The organism is Paenibacillus sp. FSL F4-0243 (genome assembly GCF_037963295.1).
GTDB lineage: Bacteria > Bacillota > Bacilli > Paenibacillales > Paenibacillaceae > Paenibacillus_AQ.
The window spans coordinates 521482-534830 of the sequence record NZ_CP150151.1; the positions used below are offsets into that span (position 1 = coordinate 521482).

Below are 13349 nucleotides of genomic sequence, written 5' to 3' on the forward strand. Positions count from 1 at the left end.
TGAAGAGGGATAATATGCGTGAGCGCAGCAAAGAAATTTGGAATTCCTTCTTATATTGGTGGGGACGAAGGTCGCTGCAGAGTCGTTTGATTGCTGCCTATGTTTTTATTATTATAGGTCCGTGCTTGCTGGTGTCCGTCTATTTTTATGAGTCTATCAATAGTACCTATTTCCGAGATGCTGTTGAGAAAAATGAGTATTTGCTGCAAATGGAAAAATTGCATATCCACAATCAAATTGAAGCGATGGAGCGGGCAGCACAGATGGCGTATTCTGACTCGGATGTTAAAGACTTTCTTGCGAATGAGACTGAGCCGATGCTTGAAGATTTGGTTGATTTTAATACAAATGTTTATGTGAATATGACACGTATTCAATTTAATAATCCGAATATCGAGCATTTACGGCTGTATTCCAAAAGTAAAACGATGCATGAAATTTGGCCGATTTTATTTCGCGAAGAACGAGTCTCTTCCGAGCCCTGGTACCAGAAAGCACTGCAGTTGGAGGAACAGGAGTACTGGTCTTTTCAAAGGAGTGATCCGGATCTGATGCAGAGATACTTGGGTGCACCGACTGAGAGTTTGCCGAAGGTTTCTTTACTACGTGAGATGAGTCGTCCTGCTGGCAACCATATTGGGATGGTTCAAGTAGATATGATGTTGAACCGCTTTACACCAAAGACATATACCGATGTACGGGATAACCAGACACAAATGTTCCTTGTAGATGGTGAGCTGCAGCTATTTACTCGTCCTGATCAGTCTTTTCTACAGGATAACGAGGAGATGGCTAGTGTTATTACTGAACGATACAAGACCTTCAAGGCTACTGGTGAATGGGATAGTAGTTATACAGCCAACGGTAAATCTTATTTACTTATTAACACACCGCTGGAACGTATTGATGCTTATCTGTTAAATGTGGTCTCAACGGAGGGTGTTTTGAAGGATATCTCCCGTACACGCAACTTTATTATTGGAGCTAACATTGGATTTATTATTTTACTCACGTTGATCGCTTATGTGATGAATGCCTTTATTCTAAAAAATCTGCGCAGATTGACCGAAACGATGAAAAGCGTGCGCAGAGGTGAAGCATATAGTGGCATTACGATTCGGGGTGGGGGAGAAGTCGGTGAGCTTGCCCATCATTTCTCTAAGCTAATGAATACAATTAATAAGTTGGTGGCTCAGGCTGTGAGTAAGCAGGCATTGTCCAAAGAGGCTGAGCTGCGCACGTTGCATAATCAAATAGATGCACATTTTTTATATAACACACTTGAAAATATTAAAATGCTTGCTGAAATTGAAAATCAACGAACGATATCAGACGCACTAACTTCGCTCGGTGGAATGATGCGTTATAATTTCAAATGGTCTGGGGAGTATGTGAAGCTTCGTGATGAAGTCCGCCATATTGAGAATTACATTGAAGTAATGAATATTCGTTTTGAGTACCCGGTTAAGCTTGTACTTCATATTGAACCTCGATATTTGGAGCTGGAGGTGCTGAAAATGTCACTGCAGCCTATTGTAGAGAACAGTGTTAAGCATGCTTGGAACGGTGAAAAAGAGAATTTAGAGAACCCGAACATTCATATTCATATTTCGGAAACGGAAGGTGATATTTCCATAGAGCTTCGTGATAATGGTATCGGTCTTACCCCAGAACGTCTAGTTGCTTTAAACGAGGCGATATATGCTAAGGATGAATGTTGTGATTGTGATAGCTCCTGTGAACAGCGGGAAGTAAGCCAGAGAGCAGGGGGCATAGGACTGCGAAATGTACACCAGCGTCTGCAAATCTTTTATGGCGAAGAATACGGGCTTGTAGTACAGAGCGAGGCAGGGAGTTGGACGATGGTACGTCTAAGCTTGCCGAAAGTTCTTTTGACGGGAGAAAAACAACCATGAAGAAATTACTGATCGTTGATGATGAGAAAAATATTCGTGTAGGTCTGAAGATCATGATTGAAAGGGAATTTCCGTCCGCATATTCGATCATAATGGCGAGCAACGGTGCAGAGGCGCTAGAGGTCTTTAAGACAGATGGTGCCGATATTATTATTACGGATATTCGTATGCCGGTAATGGATGGAATTACGCTTTTGGAGCAGCTGTCTATGGAGGTAAGAGGCGAGAAAAAACCAGCAGTGGTGATCCTAAGTGGGTACGATGATTTCGAATATGCTAAATGTGCCATACGTTATCGTGTGAAGGATTATCTACTTAAGCCGATTCGCCGAGATGAGCTGTTCGAAATCCTGCTGCATATCCATAAGGAACAGGAAGAACAGGAGTTCAGCGTCAAGAAAATAGAGCGGGAAGCAGAACAGTTTCGCAAAGAGCTACGCTCCAGCCGTTTACGGGGACTGCTGCAGCAGCAGGAGGTTCAGTTGGAGCCCGAGCAGCAAGAGGAGCTAAATGGTTTGGAGGTTCCTTTTACAGTTGGCGTGCTGAATTACTATTTTAATGATGGGACTCGGATGAAGGCGACAGAAGTTCAAGGGCTGGTCGAACGTTTGATGGGGCCAATCGAAAAGTGTTTTTCAGAAATTATAACGGACTGGGACGGTAAGTTAGTATTAATCGGGACTAGTAGACAGAGCTTTATGGAACTATCCCGTCAAGCTGAAGCTAGAGAAATAACTAGTTTATCGATCGGAATCAGCCGTGAGGGAAAAGGTCTCGAAGAACTTCGTTCCTGTTACAAGGAAGCTTGTCGGGCACTACAATATACTTTTTTGTTTCCGCAAGAAGGATTTTTGGATTACGAGGATGTCAGTCAAGAGCGTCGTAACTTTCCTTTGCCGAAGGAGGCGCTTCGCAAGCTGCTCAATATGCTTGGAACAGAACGCGAGAAGGAGATGAAGCATCTTCTGGCTGTGATTTTTCAGACTGAGCATTTGAAGGCGCTTGACCTGTCTTATTTGGAGTCGGTGGGACAGAATATCAATGAATTGGTGCTGGATGAAGTATTTCGGGTGCATGGCGAGGCCTCGGTAGAGGTGTTGAAGCTGTATCGCACAGTGGGCAATATGTACAATTATCGTCATTTTCATGATTATTATCGTGCGCTTGAGAATTTGCTCCTGAGTGTGAGTAATTACATTGTAGGGGTACGCTCTGCTCATACGGAGCATGCTGACATGGAGGAAGCGCTGCACTATATTGAAGCCAACTATGCTCGTCCACTAAATATGGCTATGGTTAGTAACCATGTTTCTTTGAATTATTCTTATTTTAGCGAAGCCTTCAAAGCATATACTGGTGAGAATTTTGTCATTTATTTAAAAAAGGTACGCATCCGTCATGCTAAAGAACTGCTAGCGAAAGACTGTGGCAAGCTTGCTGAGGTTTCGGAGAAAGTAGGTTTTGAGAACAGTAAGCAATTTGCCCGTGTATTCAAAGAGTTGGAAGGGATCTCTCCAGGGGATTATAGAGCCAAAATGCTGTCTGAAGATCTGTCGTAAAAGGCAGGATAAGTAGCTTTAGTATAAATATCATTGCTGAACTGTACCTTGATGGGCGTTAAGGGTGTCGTTAGAAGTGATCCTCCTATATAATGGCAGTGAGAAGCTTTGCTAGGATTAGCAGCAAGAGAGTTTGGAGGAATGAAGGGTGGAAGAAATTCAAGGCAATTTGATTACAGTTCAGACGTTGGCAGAGGACTTTCGGCGACTGGGTGTACAGGCGGGGATGACGATTATACTGCATTCGTCCTTCAAATCACTAGGCCAATGGGTGGCAGGTGGCCCGGTTGCCGTTATTTTGGCGCTTGAGGAGGTTCTTGGAGAGTCAGGTACACTTGTGATGCCCACGCATTCTAGTGATCTGACGGACCCTGCTGGCTGGAGTAACCCACCGGTACCCGAATCTTGGTGGCAGAGTATCCGTGAGCAGATGCCGGCTTATGATCCAGACCTGACCCCACTGAGAGGAATGGGGGTTATTCCGGATTGCTTCCGTAGACAAAAAGAGGTAAAGCGCAGCGATCACCCCATTCATTCATTTGCGGCTTGGGGCAAGCATAGGGATGAGATTATATATGGTCACTCCCTCGAATACGGTTTGGGGGATGACTCTCCATTAGCTCGTATTTATGATCTGGGGGGAAGTGTGCTGCTGCTAGGCGTTGGTAATCTGAATAATACTTCATTACATCTTGCTGAATGCCGGGCCTTCTATGAAGGAAAGAAGGAAGCCATTGGCGGAGCACCTATACTAGTGGATGGTCATAGACAGTGGGTGGAATTCAAGGAGCTAGATTGGAACTCTGACGATTTCGTTGATCTTGCTGAGCAATTCGGGCAAGAGACAGGGCTCATTACAAATGGTCATATCGCCTCAGCTGCAGCTCAATTGATTCCACAGCGTGAAATTGTAGACTATGCGGTGAACTGGATGGAGCAAAACAGGAAGTAGACTATCTCTGAATTTGGGATTAGGAGGAGAAGCAACGGATGAGTACTACAACGATATATCTAACGCGTCATGGACAGACAGAATGGAATGTGCAGAATCGTATGCAAGGTCATATGGATTCTGCGCTGACGACGCTTGGCGTACAACAGGCGGAATGGTTGAGCCAGGGAATGCAGGCTACAAATCTGGATGTCATTTATGCAAGCTCTAGCCCAAGGGCGCTGCGTACAGCTGAAATTATACGCGGAGAGCGGGATGTTCCGCTGAAGATTTCCGATGCATTTAAAGAAATTGGCATGGGCGTATGGGAAGGTAGAGATTCTGCTGAACTGGCAGCTCAGTATTCAGACCAGCATCGTTATTTCTGGAAGGAACCCGACCGGTTTAAAGTGGAGGGCAGCGAGACCTTCGCAGAGATGCAGACAAGAGCACTGGAGAAGCTTCAGGAAATTCTCACTGCCCATCAGGGTGAGACGATTCTTATCGTAACGCATACGGTAGTGATCAAGCTCTTGATGGCTTATTTTGAGGGCAGAGAGTTGCCTAAGCTATGGGATCTGCCTTACATATATCCAACCTGCTTATCCAGGATTGATTTTACGGATGGCGTGCCGGAGATCCTGCTGCACGGGGATACAAGTCATTATGAAGAGAATGAGGCTGGGATGGAATCCTAGAGGTTATATGAAAAAGAGGCGGTTCCTCGAGTGCATTATGCACCCTAGGAACCGCCTTTTTGTCCTCAGAGCTGTGGGCCTTTATTAATTGATGAACTGAAGAGATTTCAAGGTCTTCTCCAGCATCGTAACGGCTTCAGCACGAGTTGCCAGCTTTTGTGGAGCAAAGGAACCGTCTTTCGCTCCTTGAATGATGCCCTCAGCAGCGATTTCTGCTACTGCTGCTTGGGACCAAGCAGGAATGCTTGCTGCGTCACTGAATTTAGCTAGTGCTGCAGGATCGGCATTTAAGGTTTTGCCCGTGTACTTGATGGCTTTAGCTAATACAGAGGCCATTTCTTGCCGAGTGATCGGGCTACCTGGCTTAAAGCTGCCATCGGTATAACCAGAAATCAATTCGGCTTCTGCAGCAGTGCGAATAGCATCAGCATACCATGCGTTTGGATTTACATCCTTAAAAGTTGTCTCGCCACCCGTTGTCACAAGTCCAAGAGAACGCGTAATTAATGCTGCGAACTCAGCCCGTGTGATCGACTGTGAAGGAGAGAATGTATCGCTATTGGTTCCACTAACGATCAGTTTGGAAGCTAACAGATCAATGGACGCTTTAGCCCAGTGTCCGCTAATATCTCCGAACGTTTTGGAAGATTTAACAACGGTGTAATAGCTGTTGCTGTTCCGTTTAATCGTAACATCTGTTGTTCCATTAGCCTTAGGGGCAAAAATCGCAGGCACGAAGGAAATCTTGCCTGTAGCAGGCACGAAGACGACTGCCGTTGCGTTATTTGAATTTAAGGAAGTAGGTACATTGATCGTCCGATTAACATAAGTACTGCCGAAGTTGTTCAGCGGTACACGCTTAGATCCGGCTACTGCTGAAACACTAAATTCGATTACTGGAGCAGCTAAAGTAGCATTACCTAGCTGTGAAGCGATAGCTTGGTTTGTGCTGCTTAGCGTTTTCGAATCCGCTAATAGAATGGATACTGTAATTGTAAAGTCGCTGGTGCCTAATTGAGCGGCAAGCGATACACTGTTTATAACACTGAGCGGCAAGGAATACGAAGCGCCATCAGTAGTAAGGGTAAGAATGGTGTTAGGCTGTGCAGCAGCTTGTTTTACAAGCACACTGCCTGGGAGTTCTACTTGAGCGCCGCCAGTAGTCGCTTTAACCGGAATAACCAGTTCATGTTTACCAGTTGGCAGTTCAGCAAGTTGTTTGGTCAGATCAGCAGCATCAATTGTTGTTACTTGCGGTGCAGCCGTTGGTGCTGTTGTTGCAGTAGGTGTTGGTGCTACTGTTGCTGTTGATGTTGGAACTGTTGGTGATGTTGGCACTGGTGTCGGCACTGGTGTCGGAGTTGGGGTTATCTCCGGCAATGGTGCACCCTTCAGATCCACAATCCGGCCCTCAACAGCGGAAGTGTTCGCAGTGACATTTCCAATCTTCTGAAGATACTTCGTAAATACATCAAAGTCCGGCAGGTACAGTAGATTCACGCGACCTTCTTTATAGGCCTTTTCAAGTGAAGTGTAGAAATCTCCACCCTTAGCTGTGAAAGCATTAGTAGCTACTTCATAAGATGCTTTTAGATCTAGAGGAACATATTTATCTCCGTTCTTCACTTCAATACGTAATACGCGTTCGTTCACAGGCTTCGTAGAGTCATAGTAGAATTTCAACCCTGCAACGTGTGGGAAACGTCCGTCTGCTGCTGGAGTTTTGGAAACCCCATTCTCCATTGCATCCTTAATTTCTTGTCCGGTCAAAGTGATCGTAACCAGATCGTTATTGAATGGTAGTACTCCGAGTACTTCACCTTGTGTAATTGGTCCTTCATTGATGGACTCGCGAATACCGCCACCATTTTGCAGGGCGATTACCGCATTAGTGCCAGCTTTCTTGGCTGCAAAAAGCATACCATCGGCAATCAGGTTACCGAGGTTGGTTTCCTTTGTGCGAACATTATCACGAACGCCGTTTAGAATAACCTCTGAGTTTCCTACTACCTCATTGCTCAGTTCTAGAATACCTGGCTTATAGTCGGTATCCAGGATCTTTTTAGCTTCAGGATCCTCTGCGATAACATAGTTAGCGCCGTTCTTAGCGTCGATGGAGATTAATTGGTCTTTCCAATCTGTCAGTACGCCATCTTTGTTAAATTTAACTTCAAGCTGACCAAGGAAGAGTCCTTTTTCACCAGTTTGTACAATAAGCTTCGGTGCTTTAGGATCGCTGTTATCTACAACCGCTTGATCTAATTGCGTATGGCTGTGACCACCGACAATAATATCAATGCCATTAACCGCTTTGGCTAACTTGAGATCCTCTTCGTAGCCAAGGTGTGAGAGAACAATAATCTTGTTAACCTTTTCTTTTTGCAGCATAGCGACAGTTTCTTTTGCCTTCACTACAGCATTCTCAAAAGTTACTTTACCTGGTGAAGCAATGTTGGCAGTATCTTCTGTCGTCAGACCAATGATACCAACCTGTTCTCCGTCAACTTCTTTGATTAGAGCAGGGTAGATGGTTGCCGCATTACCCGAACGACCGATTTCATTGGTAAACATTTTGCTTAGCGTATCATCTGCAGAGAAATTCACATTGGATGAGACAAAAGGGAATTTAGCGTTGCCGATGAATTTGGAAAGCACTTCAGAACTTTCACCATTTTTATCAAATTCATGGTTCCCGAAAGTCATAGCATCATATTGAACCAGATTCATAAAGGTTAGATCTGCTTGACCCAGATACTTGTTGAAGTAAAGTGTTCCGGAGAACACATCACCCGCATCGAGAAGAATAGGGTTTTCTGTAGTCGCCTTAGCATTTTTGATTGCCGTTACACGGCGTAGAATGTTATTTGGTGAGCTTACAGTATCTAGTCCTGCATGCGTATCGTTGGTGTGTAGAACTGTTAATGGGAAGTCTTCTGTTGTCTCCGGCAGTGGTGCACCTTTCAGATCCACAATCCGGCCCTCAACAGCGGAAGTGTTCGCAGTGACAGTTCCAACTTCTTTAAGATACTTCGTAAATACATCAAAGTCCGGCAGGTACAGCAGATTCACACGGCCTTCTTTATAGGCCTTCTCAAGGGAAGTATAGAAATCTCCACCTTTAGCTGTGAAAGCATTAGTAGCTACTTCATAAGATGCTTTTAGATCTAGAGGAACGTATTTGTCTCCGTTCTTCACTTCGATACGTAATACACGTTCGTTCACAGGCTTCGTAGAGTCATAGTAGAATTTCAACCCTGCAACGTGTGGGAAACGTCCGTCTGCTGCTGGAGTTTTGGAAACCCCATTCTCCATTGCATCCTTAATTTCTTGTCCGGTCAAAGTGATCGTAACCAGATCGTTGTTGAAAGGAAGTACTCCGAGTACTTCACCTTGTGTAATCGGTCCTTCATTGATAGATTCGCGAATACCGCCACCATTCTGCAGGGCAATTACCGCATTAGTGCCAGCTTTCTTAGCTGCAAAAAGCATTCCATCGGCAATCAGGTTACCGAGGTTGGTTTCCTTTGTACGAACATTATCACGAACGCCGTTTAGAACAACCTCTGAGTTACCTACTACCTCATTGGTTAGCTCTTGAATACCTGGCTTATATTCGGTATCCAGGATCTTTTTAGCTTCAGGATCTTCTGCGATTACGTAGTTAGCGCCGTTCTTAGCGTCGATGGAGATTAATTGGTCTTTCCAATTTGTCAGTATGCCATCTTTGTTAAATTTAACTTCAAGCTGACCAAGGAAAAGTCCTTTTTCACCAGTTTGTACGATAAGCTTCGGTGCATTAGGATCGCTGTTATCTACAACCGCTTGATCTAATTGCGTGTGGCTGTGACCACCGACAATAATATCAATGCCATTAACCGCTTTGGCTAACTTGAGATCCTCTTCGTAGCCAAGGTGTGAGAGAACAATAATCTTGTTAATCTTTTCTTTTTGCAGCATAGCGACAGTTTCTTTTGCCTTCACTACAGCATTCTCAAAAGTCACTTTACCTGGTGAAGCAATGTTCGCTGTATCTTCTGTCGTCAGACCAATGATACCAACCTGTTCGCCGTCTACTTCTTTAATCAGAGCAGGGTAGATGGTTGCCGCATTACCCGATCGACCAATTTCGTTGGTGAACATTTTGCTTAGAATATCATCTGCAGAGAAATTCACATTAGATGAGACAAAAGGGAACTTAGCGTTGCCGATAAATTTGGAAAGGGTATCAGAATCTTTATCAAATTCATGATTACCGAAAGTCATAGCGTCATATTTGACTAGATTCATAAAGGCCAGATCTGCTTGACCCAGATACTTGTTAAAGTACAGTGTTCCGGAGAACACATCACCCGCATCGAGAAGAATAGGGTTTTCTGTAGTCGCCTTAGCATTTTTGATTGCTGTTACACGGCGCAAGATGTTGTTTGGTGAGCTTACAGTATCTAATCCTGCATGCGTATCGTTGGTGTGTAGAACTGTTAATGGAAAATCTTCAGCAGTACTAAAATCAATCTGTGCTACAACCGCATCATGATCGGATACCCGACCTTTCGATGGAGAGAAGTCGGCATTTAGATGGACGACATCTACTTTGGAAGAAGCCGTTAGATTTTTACTGACAAGAATATGATCCAGTACTTGAGAGTTTCCGTCATAGGTGTACGTATACTGCTCATTCAAAGGCAATGTGTCGATCAAATTGTCCAGCTCTGTACCTTTTAAAATAGTTGCAGTTTTAGTGAATTGGAAATCATTCAAATCGCCAAGAGCTACGACGTTGGCTTCAGGATTAGCAGTCAGAACCTCTTTGACAAATCCGTTTACGACCGCCGCAATTTTATGACGTTGTGTTTCACTGGACAATACCGGTGGCTGAACGTTCCCGAAAGGACCATTATCGCCGCCTTTTGAATTGAAATGGTTTGCGATCACGATCACTTTTTCTCCGCCGAAAATAAATTGTGCAGCAAGTGGTTTACGTGAACTAGCAAATGCAGCATTCGTTGGATCAATTCGTCCTGGATTGTAAGTCAGCTTGTCTGTCGCTGCATTATAAGCAACGGATTGCGTAGATGTACCTTTTTGACCGTTTACACTATCCGCAAGCTGTACTCTTGCTGGATTGTACAAGAAGCCTACGCGAATGTTTCCGCCTGGAGCTCCGCCATCCTGATTGTTGACTGGAGCGATGTCTGTGTATTTATATACAGGACCGCCTGCAGTTTCAATAGCCTTAATTAGTTCGTCAGCACTTGCTTCAGTGATTCCATTATTGGTTTCACCATTGCTATCCTGCATTTCGACCACGCCGATAATGTCAGGCTTTTTCATATTATTCGTGATGGAGTCGGCAAGTTTCTGGATTTTTGTTGCTCCGACGCCTGGGTAGAAGTTCTCAATGTTGTATGAAGCGATTAATAGCTTGTCCTCATTAACCTCAAGAGTAGTTGTTTCTTGTTTAAAAGTACTTGGGGTAATGGTTGGCAGCTTACCGTTCTCCGGAATTACTTTGAAATTGCCATTGTTGTATCCGATGACTCCTGTAACATCTCCAGCGAACTTATCTCCGGTGATTACTTCTTGACCCGGATTTCCATAAGCAATGATAAGGCGCTGAGGATTGAATTGGTTATATTCTTTTAGAACTAGTCCACCAGCTGGTGTGATGACATCAGGAGTATCATTTTCTACTCTTGTAGGGATGTTATAAAGCATGGAATTTCCGCTACCACTTGTCCAGTAAGGACTAATAATCGTAGGGGTAGGGAGTTTTACAAGCATGCCTTCTAACGATTCATAAAAATCTATGGCATCTTCACTAGGTTCAAAATCAGCCATGCTGTCATTATCAATGATGGAAGAAGGAATAGCTCTTCCACCTTTGCCAAGTACGATAGGTTCAGGCACAGTATAACTAGAAGAGGAATCTACTGTTAGTGATGTCATATTAATTTGAGTGGAGGTTAGATTGCTCGCACTTCCTTCGTTATACTCGGAAACGACTCCATTAACGCGCACTAAATCTCCAACTTTAGGTTTAAGGGATGCATTTGTGCTGTAAACGAAAATACCTTCCGATGTGTTCACATTATTGTCCGGCTGAGGGTCCTGCATAAAGAAACCTCTATAAGCGCCAGTTGCGAATGTGTATCCGTATTGGGTAACGATACCTTCTACGTCAGTAACGTTCTGACCTACATACTCAGAGGCATGAGATTCTCCTTGAATATCATGTATACGAGGGAGATCAGAAGCTTTATAAGCAAAGGTATACACCTTACTTGTCTTGCCATCTGCTACGACAATTGCATTAATGGTAAGATCTTTACTAACTGTAATTGGATCTGAATAAAGCTTGCTTGCTGCTGTCGGTTCAGTTCCATCGGTCGTGTAATGAATTTGTGCTCCAAGGGTAGGGCTGGATAGGGTCACAGCACTTCCTTTAATGATGCGACCTGCACCAGGGCTCGCCATTACAGAAAAAGTTTCTTCCACCAAAGCGTTTTCGTTAAGTGGAATGAATTGATAAGTTGTATTATATTGCTCGATAACCCCAATGATACTATCAAAGGTTGCACCCTTTACTAGTTTAGGCAGGGTTGAGAAAATTGTGAATTGTTGTCCGCCTTGACTTGCAGTCACTGTATTTCCATTTACATTATCTATAGTGACATTATTCATAGTTACCAGCTGAGCTTCATGGTTTTCTCCGTTCGCTGCAGACAAGTCGGTTGCTGTAATCAATTTAGGTGCGGGTACACCTACATCACTCGCAACGACAGAGTATTGAAGTCCGCTTTGGAGTTTGAGCTCTTGCAGGTTGCTGTAGATATCCATCTCGCCACTAACTGCAACACGATCTCCAACGTTTGCGAACTCTGGGAATCCATAAAGTACGATCCCACCGGTTCCATCCTGAATATACATTTTTGCTGCGTTAATGTGAGTTACGATACCTTCTGTTGAAATATTCTGACCTTTATTACCAAGGCGTGCTGTTGCGACGTCTGTTTTGGTCAGAATCGTGTAGTCAAAAGTTGTTATTGCGCTGTTTGGCATATTCGGTTCTGAAGCATACGCCTTAATCGTAGTGTCCTCAGTTAAGGTGATAGGCCCTGTGTAAGGTTGGAAATCAGTTGAACCACCTGATCCATAAACAGCTGAATAGACGGATGCTCCAACTGTCGGAGAGTTCAGAGAAATTTCAGTGCCTACCGGCCAGGCATTAGCGGCTGGTGAAGCTACTACGGAGTTAGCTGTCTCTGGTGCTTTACCATAACTACTATTGCGTGGACTTGCTGCTTGAACAACAAAATCCGCAACGTTGTTATCCGTATCTAGACCACGGCTATCAGCTGGTGCACCAGCTGCGGCTTTACGAATAGCGGCTGTCGCGTTGGTGAGAGCAGGGGTTGGAGTTCCCTCAACACCTGTAGCTGTACCATAGCCAACTAAATCTATCGTATTATTCGATGGGTCAACCAAGTCGACTTTACCGTTTGTCCCACTCATAGCTAGGATACCTGCGGCATCAGGAGTAGGTAGTGCAGCAGTTCCTCCTGTTCCTGCAGCCTCTTGGACGAGGTAGTATCCATTTGCAGGAATAGTTCCTGTTAATTCTGTTCCGCTGCTAAAGGTTCCAGTTGCGGAAGTATACCGAACTTTCCATCCAGTCAAAACTACTGGTTTGTTGGTAGGATTGTATAATTCAATAAAATCATTCTTAAACTCTGCTCCGCTGTTTCCACCACCGCCATAGACTTGTGAGATAACAACATTGCTATTATCCGGTGCTGCCTCGGCAGTCTGAATAGCTGGTAGCACACTGCCGACAAGCATTAACATTGCCAGTCCACTAGCCCACCATTTCCTTACTCTTGAAGAAATAATCATTTGGATAAGTATTCTCCCCTCAAATCTTTTATTAGAAACCTACTAAATCTTATCATTCAAATGTAAAATGAAAGGTTGGTTTGCATTAATATAAATTAAAGGTTCTATAAATTAAAATAAAAAAATAAAAAGTTATTGTTTTCGCATAAGAATAGGGGCTGAAAATAGTGCATAAATACAACAATCCTTAAAATCTAGTGTTTATTGGATGATGAATAGTCCCATATATGAATCAATTTTTATAGTTGAATTATCAAAGGATTACAACAAATGTATTCTATACTTCTGTTAAATTTTACATTTGAATAACAATAGAGAAGGAGCTATTAGACTCGACTATTTGGGAGGTCTT

Annotated in this window: 5 protein-coding genes; 4 read left to right on the forward strand and 1 reads right to left on the reverse strand. The window is 43.8% G+C overall.

Annotation, left to right across the window (positions count from 1 at the left end; translation table 11 throughout):
• The first annotated feature begins 14 nt into the window (after window positions 1–14).
• The 4 genes from NSS87_RS02340 (at window position 15) to NSS87_RS02355 (ending at window position 5104) form a co-directional block, all read left to right on the forward strand.
• Window positions 15–1916, forward strand: coding sequence for a histidine kinase (locus NSS87_RS02340; RefSeq protein WP_339244506.1), 1902 nt, complete (start codon window positions 15–17; stop codon window positions 1914–1916).
• Entirely contained in the window at window positions 1913–3475 is a 1563-nt protein-coding gene (locus NSS87_RS02345; RefSeq protein ID WP_339244507.1) for a response regulator, read from the forward strand. The genes NSS87_RS02340 and NSS87_RS02345 overlap by 4 nt, the downstream gene beginning before the upstream one ends.
• Window positions 3476–3623: 148 nt before the next feature.
• Window positions 3624–4427: an AAC(3) family N-acetyltransferase gene (locus NSS87_RS02350; RefSeq protein ID WP_042184458.1), complete on the forward strand. Its 804-nt coding sequence runs from the start codon at window positions 3624–3626 to the stop codon at window positions 4425–4427.
• A gap of 38 nt (window positions 4428–4465) precedes the next feature.
• Complete coding sequence (locus NSS87_RS02355) at window positions 4466–5104, forward strand: histidine phosphatase family protein (RefSeq protein WP_339244508.1); 639 nt, start codon at window positions 4466–4468, stop codon at window positions 5102–5104.
• An 84-nt stretch (window positions 5105–5188) separates the two neighbouring features.
• Here NSS87_RS02355 and NSS87_RS02360 read toward each other — a convergent pair whose 3' ends face one another.
• Window positions 5189–12997 carry a 5'-nucleotidase C-terminal domain-containing protein gene (locus tag NSS87_RS02360; RefSeq protein ID WP_339244510.1) on the reverse strand — a complete coding sequence of 2603 codons (7809 nt, stop codon included), beginning with the start codon at window positions 12995–12997 and terminating at the stop codon, window positions 5189–5191.
• Window positions 12998–13349 lie beyond the last annotated feature (352 nt).